The sequence below is a fragment of the Erythrobacter mangrovi genome (genome assembly GCF_013260645.1).
In the GTDB taxonomy this organism is placed as follows: Bacteria; Pseudomonadota; Alphaproteobacteria; order Sphingomonadales; family Sphingomonadaceae; genus Qipengyuania; species Qipengyuania mangrovi.
Map to the genome: position 1 here is coordinate 1,746,039 of NZ_CP053921.1, position 15,431 is coordinate 1,761,469.

General features: G+C 60.6%; 18 protein-coding genes. 12 read left to right on the forward strand and 6 right to left on the reverse strand.

Annotation, left to right across the window (positions count from 1 at the left end):
• The first annotated feature begins 4 nt into the window (after nucleotides 1-4).
• The 4 genes from HQR01_RS08960 (at nucleotide 5) to queA (ending at nucleotide 3,240) form a co-directional block, all read left to right on the forward strand.
• Nucleotides 5-904 carry a polyprenyl synthetase family protein gene (locus HQR01_RS08960; RefSeq protein ID WP_234030313.1) on the forward strand — a complete coding sequence of 300 codons (900 nt, stop codon included), beginning with the start codon at nucleotides 5-7 and terminating at the stop codon, nucleotides 902-904.
• A complete protein-coding gene (gene coaD / locus HQR01_RS08965) occupies nucleotides 904-1,413 on the forward strand; it encodes a pantetheine-phosphate adenylyltransferase (protein WP_173214440.1) in 510 nt (169 codons plus the stop codon). Before HQR01_RS08960 ends, coaD begins: the two co-directional genes overlap by 1 nt.
• Before the next feature lie 86 nt (nucleotides 1,414-1,499).
• Nucleotides 1,500-2,174 (forward strand): peptidylprolyl isomerase, encoded by a 675-nt coding sequence (locus HQR01_RS08970; protein ID WP_173216274.1) that lies wholly within the window; start codon nucleotides 1,500-1,502, stop codon nucleotides 2,172-2,174.
• A 37-nt stretch (nucleotides 2,175-2,211) separates the two neighbouring features.
• A complete protein-coding gene (queA, locus tag HQR01_RS08975) occupies nucleotides 2,212-3,240 on the forward strand; it encodes a tRNA preQ1(34) S-adenosylmethionine ribosyltransferase-isomerase QueA (RefSeq protein WP_173214442.1) in 1,029 nt (342 codons plus the stop codon).
• Here queA and HQR01_RS08980 read toward each other — a convergent pair.
• Nucleotides 3,237-3,815 carry a TetR/AcrR family transcriptional regulator gene (locus tag HQR01_RS08980; RefSeq protein WP_173214444.1) on the reverse strand — a complete coding sequence of 193 codons (579 nt, stop codon included), beginning with the start codon at nucleotides 3,813-3,815 and terminating at the stop codon, nucleotides 3,237-3,239. The genes queA and HQR01_RS08980 overlap by 4 nt on opposite strands.
• A 45-nt stretch (nucleotides 3,816-3,860) precedes the next feature.
• On the opposite strand from HQR01_RS08980, the gene HQR01_RS08985 reads away from it, so the two are divergent.
• From HQR01_RS08985 to HQR01_RS09015, 7 genes are all read left to right on the forward strand, one after another.
• Complete coding sequence (locus HQR01_RS08985; RefSeq protein ID WP_173214446.1) at nucleotides 3,861-5,285, forward strand: 8'-apo-carotenoid 13,14-cleaving dioxygenase; 1,425 nt, start codon at nucleotides 3,861-3,863, stop codon at nucleotides 5,283-5,285.
• Nucleotides 5,286-5,290: 5 nt separating this feature from the next.
• Nucleotides 5,291-6,226 (forward strand): ABC transporter ATP-binding protein, encoded by a 936-nt coding sequence (locus HQR01_RS08990; protein ID WP_173214448.1) that lies wholly within the window; start codon nucleotides 5,291-5,293, stop codon nucleotides 6,224-6,226.
• On the forward strand, nucleotides 6,223-6,987 hold the full coding sequence (locus HQR01_RS08995) for an ABC transporter permease (protein WP_173214450.1): 765 nt from the start codon (nucleotides 6,223-6,225) through the stop codon (nucleotides 6,985-6,987). Before HQR01_RS08990 ends, HQR01_RS08995 begins: the two co-directional genes overlap by 4 nt.
• A 117-nt stretch (nucleotides 6,988-7,104) precedes the next feature.
• Nucleotides 7,105-7,659 (forward strand): outer membrane protein, encoded by a 555-nt coding sequence (locus HQR01_RS09000; RefSeq protein ID WP_173214451.1) that lies wholly within the window; start codon nucleotides 7,105-7,107, stop codon nucleotides 7,657-7,659.
• Between the two features lie 99 nt (nucleotides 7,660-7,758).
• Nucleotides 7,759-8,892, forward strand: coding sequence for a tRNA guanosine(34) transglycosylase Tgt (tgt, locus tag HQR01_RS09005; RefSeq protein WP_173214453.1), 1,134 nt, complete (start codon nucleotides 7,759-7,761; stop codon nucleotides 8,890-8,892).
• 747 nt (nucleotides 8,893-9,639) lie between these two features.
• Complete coding sequence (locus tag HQR01_RS09010; RefSeq protein ID WP_234030100.1) at nucleotides 9,640-11,649, forward strand: alpha/beta hydrolase family protein; 2,010 nt, start codon at nucleotides 9,640-9,642, stop codon at nucleotides 11,647-11,649.
• A gap of 58 nt (nucleotides 11,650-11,707) precedes the next feature.
• Complete coding sequence (locus HQR01_RS09015) at nucleotides 11,708-12,469, forward strand: M50 family metallopeptidase (protein ID WP_173214455.1); 762 nt, start codon at nucleotides 11,708-11,710, stop codon at nucleotides 12,467-12,469.
• A 61-nt stretch (nucleotides 12,470-12,530) separates the two neighbouring features.
• On the opposite strand, the gene rpsD is transcribed toward HQR01_RS09015, so the two are convergent.
• Entirely contained in the window at nucleotides 12,531-13,145 is a 615-nt protein-coding gene (gene rpsD, locus HQR01_RS09020; RefSeq protein WP_173214460.1) for a 30S ribosomal protein S4, read from the reverse strand.
• Between the two features lie 209 nt (nucleotides 13,146-13,354).
• Between rpsD and HQR01_RS09025 the strand changes: the two genes are divergently transcribed.
• A complete protein-coding gene (locus tag HQR01_RS09025; RefSeq protein WP_173214461.1) occupies nucleotides 13,355-13,666 on the forward strand; it encodes a chorismate mutase in 312 nt (103 codons plus the stop codon).
• On the opposite strand, the gene HQR01_RS09030 is transcribed toward HQR01_RS09025, so the two are convergent.
• The 4 genes from HQR01_RS09030 to HQR01_RS09045 all read right to left on the reverse strand — a co-directional run bounded on the left by HQR01_RS09030 (nucleotide 13,667) and on the right by HQR01_RS09045 (nucleotide 15,427).
• Nucleotides 13,667-13,945: a PepSY domain-containing protein gene (locus HQR01_RS09030; protein ID WP_173214462.1), complete on the reverse strand. Its 279-nt coding sequence runs from the start codon at nucleotides 13,943-13,945 to the stop codon at nucleotides 13,667-13,669.
• A 71-nt stretch (nucleotides 13,946-14,016) separates the two neighbouring features.
• Nucleotides 14,017-14,745 carry an RNA methyltransferase gene (locus HQR01_RS09035; RefSeq protein WP_173214463.1) on the reverse strand — a complete coding sequence of 243 codons (729 nt, stop codon included), beginning with the start codon at nucleotides 14,743-14,745 and terminating at the stop codon, nucleotides 14,017-14,019.
• Entirely contained in the window at nucleotides 14,738-15,202 is a 465-nt protein-coding gene (gene nrdR / locus HQR01_RS09040) for a transcriptional regulator NrdR (RefSeq protein WP_173214464.1), read from the reverse strand. The genes HQR01_RS09035 and nrdR overlap by 8 nt, the downstream gene beginning before the upstream one ends.
• Nucleotides 15,203-15,427: a hypothetical protein gene (locus tag HQR01_RS09045; RefSeq protein ID WP_173214465.1), complete on the reverse strand. Its 225-nt coding sequence runs from the start codon at nucleotides 15,425-15,427 to the stop codon at nucleotides 15,203-15,205. It lies immediately after the preceding gene.
• Nucleotides 15,428-15,431: the final 4 nt, after the last annotated feature.

The window sequence follows — 15,431 nt, forward strand, 5'->3', positions numbered from 1 at the left end:
CATCATGGCGGCGATGCCCGATATCCTCGGCAACGCGTTCGAGCGCGTCCAGACCGAGGTGGACAGCGCCTTCGATGCCTTCCTCCCGGTCCCGCAGGATTCGCGCGCACGTCTGGTCGAGGCCATGCGTTACGCGGCGATCGGCGGGGGCAAGCGCGTTCGCCCCTTGTTGGTCGTGGCAAGCGCCGAGCTGTTTGGGGTCAATCGCAGCGCTGCGATCAATGCCGGATGCGCCGTAGAGGCGATCCACGCCTATTCGCTGATTCACGATGACCTGCCGTGCATGGACAATGACGACCTGCGCCACGGCAAGCCTACGCTCCACAAGGCCTTCGATGAGGCGACCGCGGTCCTCGCCGGCGACTGCCTTCATGCGTTGGCCTTCGATATCCTCACGCAACCCGACACCAGCACCGATCCATTCGTGCAATCCGAACTGGTGCTGACGCTCGCCCGGGCGAGCGGGCATGAGGGCATGGCTGGCGGGCAGATGATGGATATCATGTCCGAAGAAGAGGACTATGACCTGCGGCAGGTGACGCGATTGCAGCAGTTGAAGACCGGCGCATTGCTTGCGGCAAGTGTCGAGATGGGTGCGATCCTGGGTCGCGTGCCGCCTGAGGGCCGGGGGCATCTTCGCGCCTATGCGCGCGACATCGGCCTGGCCTTCCAGATCGCCGACGACCTGCTCGATGTTGAGGGTGACGAAGCCAAGGCTGGAAAGGCGCTGCGCAAGGACGAGGAACAGGGCAAGCAGACCTTCGTGACACTGATGGGTGTGGCGCAGGCTCGGGCGCAGGCCGAGATGCTGGTTGAGCAAGCCGGCCGACACCTCGCCGGTCACGGCGAAGATGCGCGACTGCTGGTCGAGCTTGCGCGGTTTATTGTGAGGAGAGACCATTGATGGCCAAGCGTATCGGGGTCTATCCCGGCACCTTCGACCCGATCACGCTCGGGCACATGGACATTATCGAGCGTGGGGCGAAGCTGGTCGACGAGCTGATCATTGGTGTCACCACCAATATCGCCAAGTCGCCGATGTTCGACGATGACGAACGCATTGCCATGGTGGAACGTGAAGTGGCGGCGGTCGGATGCGGGAATTGCCGCGTGGTCGGTTTCAACTCGCTTCTGGTCGATTTCGCCAAGGAGCAGGGTGCGGCGACCATAGTGCGCGGGATCCGCGGCGTTACCGACTTCGAATATGAATACCAGCTCACCGGCATGAACCGGCAACTCAACCACGATATCGAAACGGTCTTCCTGATGGCCGATGTCGCGTTGCAACCGATCGCCAGCCGTCTGGTCAAGGAAATCGCCATCTATGGCGGCGAGATTGGCAAGTTCGTAACCCCGAAGGTGCGGGCCGACGTGATGGCCCGGGTCGCCGAACGCGGTCCGCGCAGCGGTTAGCAGCCGTTCTGACCAAACCATTCATTGAACGGACAGAAGCCTCCCGCTAGAGGCACCCCAATCCAGGACCCTGCCACGGAATGATGATGTTCAAGACTACGCTTGCCTTTGCCGCTGCCGCGCTCGCCGTGCTGTCTCCGCTCGCAGTTGCGGCGCAGGAAGCTGAAGCCGAGCCCAAGGTGCAGCGCACCTATGATGCCATCAATTTCGACATGACGGTTGATCCGGAGAATATCCTCCTGCTCGACCTGTCGAACGGCCAGCGGGTCGCCATCCGTCTGATGCCTGGTTGGGCTCCGAGCCATGTGGAGAGGGTGAAGACGCTCGCTCGCCAGGGGTTCTACAATGGAATCATCTTCCACCGCGTTATCGACGGTTTCATGGCCCAGACCGGTGACCCGACGGGTACCGGTACGGGCGGGTCGGAGCTGCCCGACCTCGAGGCCGAATTCAATCCGATGCCGCATGTCCGCGGCTCGGTTGCCATGGCCCGGGCAGCGAGCGAAGACAGTGCGAACAGCCAGTTCTTCATCGTCTTCTACCCGCGCTTCAGCCTCGATCAGCGCTACACCAATTTCGGGCGTGTGATCTCGAACATGGCGGCAGTCGATGCGATCCACCGTGGTGAGCCGCCGCAGGATCCGACGCGTATCCTCCAGGCATCGATCGCGGCTGACAATCTTCCGCCACCGCCGCCGCCCGCAGAGGTAGTGGAAGCGCCGATCTCCATCGATGATCTGAACGCGCCGCTCGGCAACTGACTTCCCTTCACGGGCGGGCCGCTTTAAGCGCCCGCGCATGAAAGTCGACCTCTTCGATTTCGAGCTTCCGCCCGAACGGATTGCTCTGCGCCCGGTACGTCCACGGGATGCCGCGCGCTTGCTGGTTGTGCGGCATGACGGTCCATTTGAGGATCGTGGCGTGCGCGATCTGCCGGCGCTGCTGCGCAAGGGTGACGTGCTGGTGTTCAACGACACGCGCGTTATCCCCGCACAGCTCGAAGGGCGACGGGGCGAAGCGAAGATTGGTGCAACCCTCCACAAGCGCGTCGACCTGAGGAGATGGCAGGCCTTCATTCGCAACGCCAAGCGGCTGCGTGAGGGGGACGCGATCGAATTCGGCGGCGGGGTCGGCGCCATTGCAGAACAGCGCTTGCCGGATGGCAGCTTCGTGCTGGCCTTTGCCGGTGATGAACCCGTCGAAGTGCTGTTGGAACGGGCAGGTCGGATGCCCCTGCCACCCTACATCGCTGGCAAGCGTCCCACGGACGCGCAAGATCGTGAAGACTACCAGACGATGTTCGCGGAAGAAGACGGCGCGGTGGCGGCGCCCACCGCAGCATTGCACTTCACGCCTGGGTTGATCGCGGCGCTCGATGTTGCGGGTATCGGACGTGAAACACTCACCCTGCACGTTGGCGCCGGGACCTTCCTCCCCGTCAAGGCGGAGGATACCGAGGATCACGCCATGCATTCGGAATGGGGACGCATCGAACCCGATGTTGCCGCCCGGCTCAATGCGGTTCGATCTGGCGGTGGACGGGTAATCGCGGTTGGGACGACGAGCCTGCGCCTGCTCGAAAGCGCGACGGGGGAGGATGGAATTATCCAACCCTTCGCAGGCGATACGGATATTTTCATCACGCCCGGCTATCGCTTTCGCGCGGTCGACGGGCTGATGACGAACTTTCACCTGCCCAAATCGACCTTGGTAATGTTGGTCAGCGCATTGATGGGCCGCGACCGGATGATGGCCGCCTACTCCCATGCCATCGAGCAAGAGTACCGCTTCTACAGCTACGGGGACGCTTCGCTGCTATTGCCCTAGCAATTTTCGCTGGGAAACAGGCTCTTCTGGTCGATCAGGCGATCGATCAACGCGTCATCGGCGGGGATCCGGCCGTCGAGCATCAACATGGCGATGCCGTGGGCGATTGCCCAGGCCTGGAGGGCCAGGCGTTCGGCTTTCTCCTTATCGCCGGTGATCTTGAGCGTGTTCGCGGCCAGCAAAGCCTGCGCCTGGTCGTTCTCGGGTCGGTTCAGGATGGGGTCGCCCAGCGTGAACATGAAGCGGAACAGGGCGGGATGCGCGAGCGCAAAGCGAACATAGGCGCGGCCCGTTGCGGCGAAGGCGCCGGGGCCATCGCCTGCCGCATCCGATGCGGCCTTTTGCGCGTCATAGAGCATTTTCAGGCCCTCGGTCGCGAGCGCATCGGCTAGGGCTTTCTTGTCCGGGAAGTGACGATAGACCGCTGTTGGTGAAACGCCCACTGTTCTGGCGAGCTCACGCAAGGAGACGTCCTTCCCCTCACGGCCCTCCAGTGCCGCCATTCCGGCGGCCACCAAGGCTTCGCGCAGGCTGCCGTGGTGGTAGGCTTCATTCGATGTTGACACTGTTATCATCACTCGTATGTTTACGCCGTTCACTTTAAACGGAGCGAGTCGGTCATGGCAAGCGTCATCGAGAAAACTATCCGCAAGGCAGTCACTCCTGCGATCCAGGCCGTGGCCGGGATCAATCGCGCGCGACTTGAGGATGCGTCTGAAAACCCCTTTCTCAAGGGGCTCCACACCCCAATGGTGGAGGAGAAGACGCTCACCGATCTAGCGGTGACCGGCACCATCCCGGCCGAACTCGACGGGCGCTATGTGCGGATCGGCCCCAATCCCTTCGGTGAAGCTGGCAAGGGCCATCACTGGTTCATCGGAGATGGCATGGTTCACGGTGTGCGCCTCAAGGGAGGCAGGGCTGAGTGGTATCGCAATCGCTACATCCGCTCGAAGGAACTTGAGTCGAAGGGTGGGCCGCAAGCCGTCGGCGGTCCGCGCCGCGGGATGAGTGATACGGTCAACACCAATGTCATGGGTGTCGGCGACAAGATCATGGCCCTGGTAGAGGCCGGTTCCTATCCGGTCGAACTCGACGGCAACCTTGAAAGCGTGGCCTACAGCAACTTTGGCGGCGGGCTTGCCGGATCGTTTACCGCGCACCCCCACCAGTGTCCGATGACCGGCGAACATCACGCAATCTGCTATCAGGCCGACCAACCCGATCGCATCCGACACGTTGCGCTTACGCGCGATGGCGAGGTTCTCCGCGAGGTCGAGATTCCCGTGGCCAACGGTCCCTCGATCCACGATTGCGCGCTCACCCCGAACTACGTGATCGTTCTCGACCTGCCGGTGACCTTCTCGATGAAGGCATTGCTGGCGGGCTTCCGTTTCCCTTATCGCTGGAACCCCGACCACCAGGCCCGAGTGGGCTTGATCCCGCGCAACGGCGATGCGGGGGATGTCATCTGGTGCCATGTTGATCCGTGCTACGTCTTCCACGTCGGCAACAGCTTCGAGGACGAAGCCGGTCGGGTGGTGATCGACCTTTGCGCCTATGAGACCATTTTCGACGGTGACATGCCTGGGCCGTATGGCAAGGCGCTGGGACTTGAGCGCTGGACGGTCGACCCCAAGGCGGGTTCGGTAGAGCGGGTGACTCTCGATCGGGCAGGTCAGGAATTCCCTCGCCCCGACGAACGGTTCTTCACCAAGCCCTATCGATATCTGTGGTGCGATAGTCTCGACGGAGATCTCGAATTCTTCTCTTCGGTACCGCTCTATCGCCACGACCTGCAGACCGGCGAACGGATTGCGCATGATTTCGGCGAGGGCAGGGTGCCGGGCGAGTTCGTCTTCGTACCGCGCAGCGCGGATGCCTCGGAAGGCGATGGGTGGGTGATGGGTTATGTGATCGACCGCAATTCGGGCACAACCAACCTCGAGGTTCTTGAGGCGATCTCGCTCGAACCCGTCGCCGCGATCCATATCCCCCACATTGTCCCACCGGGCTTTCACGGCAACTGGATCGAGGCTAGCTGAACCATGTGGAGCCGATTCTCGAACTCAAGGGCCTGACCAAGGTCTATCCCGGCGGGCTGAAAGCGCTCGATTCCGTCGACCTTTCGATCCGCCGGGGAGAGATTTTCGCGCTGCTCGGGCCCAACGGCGCGGGCAAAACGACACTGATAGGTGCGGTCTGTGGCCTCGTGCGTTCGAGCGGTGGCAGCATGCATGCCTTCGGCCACGATCTCGCAATCGACTGGCGCAAGGCGCGGTCGCGCATTGGCCTGGTACCCCAGGAAATGGCGACCGACATGTTCGAAACCGTGTGGCGCGCGGTTTCCTATTCTCGGGGGCTCTTTGGCCTGGCGCCCGACAAGGGGCGGATCGAGGAAATCCTCAAGAGCCTCTCGCTGTGGGACAAGCGGGACGAGCAGATACGGGCGCTGTCGGGCGGAATGAAACGTCGAGTGCTGATCGCCAAGGCATTGGCGCATGAGCCCGATCTGCTATTTCTCGACGAACCCACCGCCGGCGTCGATGTCGAACTGCGCAAGGGCATGTGGACGATCATCGACCAGATGCGCGCCCGCGGCGTGACGATCATCTTGACCACCCACTACATCGAAGAAGCGGAGGAGATGGCCGACCGTGTCGGGATCATCTCCAAGGGTCGGCTGATCATGGTCGAAGAAAAGGAAGCGATGATGGCCAAGCTCGGGCGTACTGAAGCGCACATCGCCTTGGCGGAACCTCTGACAGAGCTGCCGCCCACGCTGACGGGCTATCCCGTCGAGCTGGAGAATGATGGTACGTCACTGCGCTATCGTGGCGGTGATGGGACGGGCAAGGGCAAGGCCGAAGTGGCCGAGATAACCAAGGCCCTGACCCGGTCGGGCATCGACTATACCGGCATCGATACGCGCGAAAGCAGCCTTGAGGATATCTTCGTTTCGTTGCTTGGGGAGGACGCGGCGTGATTGCGTGGCGCTCGACCTGGTCGATTTACAAGCGCGAGTTGTTCCGCTTTCTGCGCACGGCCTTCCAGTCGGTGCTGGCACCGGTGCTCACGACTTCGCTCTATTTCATTGTCTTCGGTGCGGCCATCGGCGCGCGCATGCCCGACCTGGGTGGGGTGAATTACGGTGCCTTCATCATTCCCGGTTTGCTGATGCTCACGCTCTTGGGTGAGACCACCAGCAATTCGAGTTTCGGCATCTACATGCCCAAGTTCACCGGGACGATCTACGAGTTGCTAAGCGCACCGGTGGGCGTAGCCGAGACACTGATCGGCTTTGTCGGTGCAGCAGCAACCAAAAGCCTGATCCTGGCGACGATCATCCTCGTCACGGCGCGCCTGTTCGTCGACTATTCGATTGCTCACCCACTGCTGGCTGTGATTTACATCATGCTGGTCGCCGCGGCATTCAGCCTGTTCGGTTTCATCCTCGGCATTTGGGCGGACAATTTCGAGAAGCTCGGGATTATCCCGATGCTCTTCCTGACGCCGCTGACCTTCCTTGGTGGGACATTCTACTCGATCGACATGCTGCCAAAGCCATGGGACACGATCGCGCTGGCAAACCCGATCGTATACCTTGTCAGCGGGCTGCGCTGGACCTTCTACGGTACGGCTGACGTCGATATCCGCGTGAGCTTCGCAATCACGCTCGGCTTCCTTGCGCTTTGCGTGGGCATCATCGCCTACATTTTCAGGACAGGTTGGCGCCTGCGCGCCTGAATTCACGAAAACTGCAGATGACTGAGCGTGCCATTCAGGGTACGGACAGGCGCGGCTGCGCAATTGGCAGCTCGCCGACACGTTCGGCATCCCCCCAAATCAAGGATAAGATAAGACATGAGAAAAGTAGCCTTCACCGCCGTTGCGCTGGCAGCTGCAGTCGCCTTCCCGACTGCTGTCCAGGCACAGGATGCCGTCCCCGGGAACGGTTTCGTCGGCGTATCGGCAGGTTACCACGACCTGGGTTTTTCTGATGAGATTGACGACGTTGCGCCTGGAGCCAACGTTGACGATTCGAGCCCGATTCTCGGGGTCTTCGCGGGCTACGATGTCCCGATCGGATCGAACCTCTTCATCGGCGCCGAAGCCAACTACAGCTTTGGGACCGATGCGCTTGACGGTGAGTACGGTGCTTCGGCCCGCCTCGGCTTCCGCGTTCCCGGTGGCACAAAGGTCTATGCACGCGCCGGCTACCAGGAAATCAACGTCGACTATAACGAGATCATCAACGACGACAGCATCGACTTCAGCGGTATCGATGACACCGATGGCGACTACCTCGTGGGTCTCGGCATTGATATCCCGTTTGGCAAGGCGTTCATCCGCGGCAACGTTGATACGATCGCGTTCGACACCACGCGTGCAACCGTAGGCGTCGGCCTGCGTTTCTGATCACTCGCAGTGCTGCAGAAAGGGCCGGTTTCCCCAGCGGAGGCCGGCCTTTTCGATTCAAAGGTGACAGGGGCAGGCCGCGCAGCTAGCGCAGCGCCGATGACTTCCTCGCGGTTCGACTTCCAGATTCATGCCACTGACGGAGCTGCGCGCACCGGCCGTATAACCATGCGCCGGGGTGAGATCAGGACGCCAGCCTTCATGCCCGTCGGAACTGCGGCTACGGTGAAGGCGATGAAGCCCGAGACGGTGCGCAAGACCGGCGCCGATATAATCCTCGGCAATACCTACCACCTGATGCTGCGTCCTGGTGCGGAGCGGATCGCGAGTCTGGGTGGGTTGCACAAGTTCATGAACTGGGAGCGTCCGATCCTTACCGACAGCGGCGGCTACCAGGTGATGAGCCTCTCGGAGCTCCGCAAGCTTACCGAAGAGGGCGTCGAGTTTCGCAGCCATCTCGATGGTTCGAAGCACATGCTCACTCCCGAACGCTCGATGGAAATCCAGCGCCTCCTAGGCAGCGATATCGTGATGGCGTTCGACGAATGTCCACGTGCCGACCGGCCGCGCGATGAAATCGCTGCAAGCATGGAAATGTCGATGCGCTGGGCCAAGCGCAGCCGGGACGGCTTCGACGCAGGGGAGGACCAAGCAGGTCGTTCTGCGCTTTTCGGCATCCAGCAGGGCGCCCTCGACGAAGGACTCCGGCGGATCAGCGCTGACAAACTCGTGGACGTCGGTTTCGACGGCTATGCCATAGGCGGCCTTGCAGTGGGCGAGGGGCAGGAGGCGATGTTCGCGACGCTCGATTTTGCGCCCGGCCAGTTGCCCGTCGACTGTCCACGTTACCTGATGGGGGTCGGCAAGCCCGATGACCTTGTCGGTGCAGTCGAGCGGGGAGTGGATATGTTCGACTGCGTGCTGCCCAGTCGTTCGGGCCGCAATGGCCAGGCTTTTACCTGGAATGGTCCAATCAACCTCCGGAACGCCCGCTTTGCGGAGGACCAGGAACCGCTCGACAGCCGGTGTAGCTGTGACACCTGTGGGACATATACTCGCGCCTACATTCACCATCTGGTCCGTTCGAACGAGATACTCGGCGCGATGCTGATGACCGAGCACAACATCGCATTCTACCAGCAGCTGATGCAGGCCATGCGCGATACGATTGGCGAGGGGCGCTTTGCCGCCTTTGCCGCAGAGTTTCGCGCGAACTATCGCGTTTCGCGATAAAAGCTTGCCGTTTCCCTGTGAGGCGTAACCTCGCGGCCATTCGCAACGTAAGCAATGCATGCTGCGTGCAATCCTTGCCCTGCTTGCTGTGGTTCTTTCGCTGGGCAGTGCGCAGCCCGGTTCTGCGGCATCCCTGTCAAGCAAGGTTGCCGCCGATTGCGTCCAGTTCTGCGATCATGCCTGTTGCAGTGATCAGTCCCATTGCGCCGATCCGTTAGCCTGCCGCACGACTAGCCCGACAATTCTTTCCGCCGGTGTAGACCTGACCAATTGGTTGCCCCGCAAAGATGTGGCGCACGAGGAAGTGCTCCATCGGTTGACATCGATGTCGCGAGGACCGCCTGTGCCGCCGCCGCGTAACGACGCTCCATGAAACTGGAAAACCTACTAAGTTCAATTGGAGATATCTTATGAAAATCGTTACGAAAATCGTCTCACTCACAGCCTTCGTCAGTTCGGGCGCGGCCTTCGCCGCGGATCCGGCCGGCGTGGTCAAGGCGTGCTGTGAGCTCGCAATTTGCTGCGGTCTGGCGTGCTGCTGACGGAGTAATTGAGGTGGGGCCGGTAAATACCGGTCCCACTTTCTCGCCCTACCAGGCGCTGGCGACCGAGCCACTAACGGACCCCGCTCCAAGATCTATACTCGCGAAGTTCAGATCGCGGGTCGAATCTTTAGTAAATTATAGACTTTCCTGAAATCAAATCACTCGATAGTCGTTATCGCATCGATTTGGGGAGTCGCATTTCTTGAAAAACTATTTCCGCGCCGCAGCCGCTGCATCGCTTGGCTTTGTCTTCATTGCACCGGTGAGTCCTGTTTCAGCGGAAACAGCGGAAGAGACTGCTGCGACTTTTGGCGTCAGGCAATCGATCCTCGATATCTCCCTCTCACCTTCTGGCAGGCGGATCGCATTCGTCGGGTCAGGTCCTGCTCACACCGAAACCCTCAATATCATCGATCTCGACGGCGACTTGACAGTCAAACCGATTTTCAACGTTACAGAGATCAATAGTGACCTAGTCTCTTGTGAATGGGCCACCGACGAGCGGCTCGTGTGCCGCCTGCACTTTATCGACAACTCGCAAGGTCAGTTGCTGGGTTTCACGCGCGTTATTGCGCTTGATGCGGACGGCAATAACCCGGTGCTGCTTACGTCTCGTTCGAGTTCCCGCTCGCTCGTGCTACGCCAGAACGGAGGCAGCATTGTCGCCCTCGATTCCCCAGACGGGAAAGGGCGAATTCTAATGACGAAGCAGGCCGTTGAAGAGCGATCGGTTGGTACACGCTTCGCCAACACGAAGAACGGTCTCGGCGTTGATTCGATCGACGTCGAGAGCGGCAAGAGCCGAACAGTTGAGGCGCCAGACCCTGCCGCAGCAGGATATCTCGCGGATGAGAACGGACGTATTCGCATGTTGGTCCGTCAACCGGATGAGGGGAGCACCGGCTATGTCGGCAATCGTCTGATATTCTTCTATCGTGGTTTGGCAAACGATGAGTGGCACAAATTGTCCGACATTGAGGTCAACTCTCAAAAGAGGACAGGGCTTTATCCGCTGGCGGTAGATTCCGGCCTCAACGTGGCATATGCGTTCGATGACATTGGCGGCTTTGATGCGCTTGTCGAAGTCCCGCTTGACGGTTCTAGCGACGGACGGGTGCTCCTTGCCCGCGACGACGTAGACGTCGATCACCTTGTGCGGATCGGCCGCCAACGGCGGGTAATTGGCGCTAGTTACGCAACGGAAAAGCGGGCGGTCGAGTATTTCGACTCGGACATTGCCGCGTTGGCGAGGGGGCTCAGCAAGGCTCTGCCGGGGACGCCCCTGATCGATATTGTTGGGGCCAGCACCGATGAATCCCGTCTACTAATCATCGCATCCAGCGATACCGATGCGGGTACCGTCTATCTGCTGGACAGGAAAACCAACGAGCTGAATGAGATCCTTCCCGTGCGCCGCTTCCTTGAAGGGAGGGCCATGGGCAAGGTTGTTCCAATTTCCTATCCGGCGCGCGATGGAACCGAAATTCCCGGCTACCTTACCCTACCGCCCGGCTCGGATGGAAAGGGCCTACCGGGAATTGTACTGCCACACGGTGGGCCGAGCGCACGCGACGAATGGGGCTTTGACTGGCTTGTGCAATTCTTCGTGGCTCGGGGCTATGCGGTCCTGCAGCCAAACTACCGTGGCTCGGCGGGTTATGGCGAAGCATGGTTCGGCAAGAACGGCTTCCAAGCCTGGCCGACCGCGATTGGCGATGTAAACGACGCAGGTCGCTGGTTGGTTTCGCAAGGGATCGTGCGGGCCGACCAGCTGGCGATCGTTGGCTGGTCCTACGGTGGATACGCCGCTTTGCAGGCGCAGGTATTGGACCCCGAACTATTTCATGCAGTGGTAGCGATTGCTCCGGTCACAGATCTGCCGGAAATGCGGGAGTATGCGCGCGGCTATACCAATGCGCGGCTTGTCTCGGCTTTTCTTGGAGAAGGTCCGCATTTGACTGAAGGAAGCCCCGCGCGCCACGCCGAAGCATTCCGTGCTCCGGTCCTGCTATTCCACGGCACTCTCGACCAGAACGTGAATGTTCAGCAATCGCGGATCATGGCAAATCGCCTGAGGGCGGCGGCAAAGTCGGTCGAGTATGTTGAATACGAGGATCTCGCTCACTCCCTTTCGGACAGCAAAGCACGTACCAATATGCTTCAGAGGATCGACGAGTTCCTCGGATCGGAACTCGGCTCCTCGGCGAACTGATCGATCCGTTCGGCCGATGTGGTTTGTAGGAGCGTGCAGTTGAGGTAACAGACTGACCATGAGCGAAAACCGGAATCCGATCGTGGCTCCCGCCAGATGGGGTCTTCCTTATTCCGAGGACCAGTCGAATGCCGTGATCAAGCGCGAACAGACCTATATCCTTGCCTTCGCAGTGCTGACCATCCTTGCATGGCAAACCGAGTTCGGCACCTTGGCGCTGATGCCCTTTACGTTGCTTTCGACATGGTGGCACGAAATGGCTCACGGCCTGACCGCGGCCGCGCTCGGTGCCGATTTTGAGCGGCTTGTGATCTTTGCCAACGGGTCGGGCTATGCCGAAAGTTCCGGCAGGCTATGGGCAGTTGGACAGGCGATCGTTTCTGCGGCGGGCTTGCTGGGGCCGAGCCTCGCAGGATCGTTGATGATCATCGCTTCGCGTTCGCGCAGGGCCACGCGCCTGGTCTTGCTGGGCCTTGGAGCCGCGCTTCTGATCAGCACATTGATTTGGGTACGGTCATTGACCGGTTGGATCGTGCTGCCGATCTTCGGTCTTGCCGCATTTGCCATTGCGCTTCGCGGTACCGAGAAATGGCAGCGCATTGCCGTCGAATTCCTGGGCGTGCAGGGCGCGATCAGCGTCTATCAGCACATCGGGTATCTGTTCAGTCCCGGCGGGGTTGTGGATGGACAGATCGTCCGTTCCGACACCGGACAGATCGCCGATGCATTGTTTTTGCCCTACTGGGTGTGGGGCGGCCTGATCACCGCAGCGATCCTCGCCATGGTGTGGAAGGCGTTGCAGATCGCGGCACGTATCTGAAGCGCAAACGAAAAGGGCGGCCCCACGGGACCGCCCTCTTGCGTGACGATATCGTCGTGGATCAGCGCGAGTAGAACTCGACGACCAGGTTCGGTTCCATGGTCACCGGGTAGGGTACTTCGTCGAGCTTCGGCACGCGGGTGAAGGTCACCTTGTCGTTGCCGTCGGGCGCCACGTAGTCGGGGATGTCGCGCTCGGGCAGGCTCTGCGCTTCGATGACCAGCGCCATTTCCTGCGCCTTCTTGCCGAGGCTGATCACGTCACCAACCTTCACGCGGCGGCTCGCGATATTGCACTTCACGCCGTTGACGTAGATGTGGCCGTGCGAAACGACCTGGCGAGCCGAGAAGATGGTCGGCGCAAACTTGGCGCGATAGACGACCATGTCGAGGCGCTGCTCGAGCAGGCCGATCAGGTTCTGGCCGGTGTCGCCCTTCATGCGCGAGGCTTCGATGTAGGTGCGCTTGAACTGCTTCTCGGTCACGTCGCCGTAGTAGCCCTTGAGCTTCTGCTTGGCGCGCAGCTGGAGGCCGAAGTCGCTCATCTTGCCCTTGCGGCGCTGGCCGTGCTGGCCCGGGCCGTAGGAACGCTTGTTGACGGGCGAATTCGGGCGACCCCAGATGTTTTCGCCCATCCGGCGGTCGAGCTTGTACTTGGCGCTGGTGCGCTTCGTCATGTGACGTAGTCCTTCGATTTGCTGTCCTTACCCCACTGGCAAGGCTTCAACCCGGCATCGCACCGCTGAAGCTATTCTCCAGCGCGGCCACCGCTTCACCGGGATACGGGGCCAATTCGCGAGCGCGCGCCCTAGCAGTTTCGCCGCTTACGTCAAGCTTTGCGATAGGCGCTCGACAAAGTGCCAGGAGGAGGGCAGTGCGCCGCCCCATGGACGACACTTTCAAACTTCCCGATGATTGCACCGACATGCGCGAAGTCCGCACCGGTGTCGACAGGACGGATCGCGAGTTGATGGACTTGCTCGATCGCCGCTTCGGCTACATGCGCGCCGCCGCGCGGATCAAGAGTGACCGAAACGTAGTACGTGACGAAGCCCGCAAGGCTGAGGTTGTGGCCAATGCGGCCAAGGATGCAACGATGCGGGGACTGCCGGGTGAACGGATTGCTCAGATCTGGGATATGCTGGTCGAATGTTCGATTGATTTCGAACTAGACGAATGGGACCGCCTGCGTCCTTGATCATCGACCGATTGTGCGGCCGGAGAAATTACCAGTCTTGATATCTAACTCTTCGCCATTGATTGCTCGATCCTGAGCATCCCATTGCTCTTGGGTCTTGCATATCCGCGAAGCAGTTCGAAACCCGGTGTTTCGGATTTGGCGGCAGATCCGCTTCGGCTTTTCTTTCTTAGCTTCCGCTTCGGGTGCTTGGTCCTGCTCACCGTCCACTGCTGCAAAAGCAACGGTAGGCACAAGCGCAACTGCGGCAAAGGACATTAGGACACGATTCAATCTCATGGCGACCCCTACTCCTAGAAAAATAAGTAAATACGTCTGATTGAGAAGTTATCGGCAGGAATTGGACGTGTCTATCCTAACTTCCGGGGCTCGCGTTCCAGCGAGCTCAGTACGCCGCGCAGCGTGCGCACCTCGAGGTGGTTCCAGCCCGGTTTGGTCAGCACTCCGCGCAGGGTTCGCCGGGTTGCGTCGGCCCGTGCCGAGGGCAGGAAATAGCCCTTAGGCACGAGCATTCGTTCGAGATGGTCGATGAGGCCCTCGAGTTCCTCTTGCGGTGCCGGGGGAAGCCGCTCTTCCTGCGTTGGCTGCACCAATTGCTGGTTCTTGGACCACTCGTAGGCGCACAGGATCACGGCTTGGGCGAGGTTTAGCGAGCCGAACTCGGGATTGATCGGCACCGTCACTATGGCCCGAGCCAACGCCACGTCCTCCGTCTCCAGTCCAGATCTCTCAGGACCGAACAGGAAGGCGCTGCGCCCGGCGTTCCCAACTATCTCGCGCGAAGCCTCCTCGGGCGTGAGTACTGGTTTGGTCACGCCGCGCTTGCGAACCGTTGTGGCATAGACATGGGCGCAGTCTGCCACGGCTTCGGCGGTTGTCGAATAGACCCTGGCCTGTTCGAGCACGATATCCGCTCCGGCTGCCGCAGGTCCGGCAGACGGGTTGGGCCAGCCATCGCGCGGTTCGACCAGGCGCATCTCGGTTAGCCCGAAATTGAGCATCGCCCGCGCCGCCTTGCCGATATTCTCGCCAAGTTGCGGACGGATCAGGACGACGACTGGCTTAAGCGTTTCAGCCACTCTTCGCCGCTTCCTGCACGGTGCTGGCGAACTCTTCGAAGTCACGCGCCTCGCTGAAGTCGCGATAGACGCTGGCAAAACGAATATAGGCGACGCTGTCGAGCTGTCGCAGCCCGTTCATGACCATTTCGCCTATGCGCTGCGATGAGACTTCCGCTTCGCCTGCGGTTTCGACCTGCCGCTGGATTCCCGAGACGAGTTGGTCGATGCGCTCTTGCGGAATATCACGCTTGCGGCAAGCGAGAGTGATCGACTGCTCCAGTTTACCCCGATCGAAGGGCTCGCGACGGTCGCCGCTCTTGACCACGGTCACCTCGCGCAATTGTACGCGTTCGAATGTCGTGAAGCGTCCGCCGCAGCTTGAGCACTGGCGCCGGCGGCGGATCGAGGTGTTGTCCTCGGTCGGCCGACTGTCCTTTACCTGGCTGTCGTCATGCGCACAGAAGGGACAGCGCATCTACGGTCGGATACGCTTGTACAACATGATGCCCGCACCGGCGACGAGTCCGATGGGCCAGGTCACCACTGGGAGGAGGCCAGCAGCAACGGCACCCACAACCGCTCCGGTCAGAACCGGCTTGGTCGAAGGGTGAGCCATGCCTTGCTTGGCCATGCCCTTCAGTTCGTTGGTGGCATCGGGAATGAGCTTGTGATCCTGGTGGTTCGGTTCGCGGTCATCCATCGCT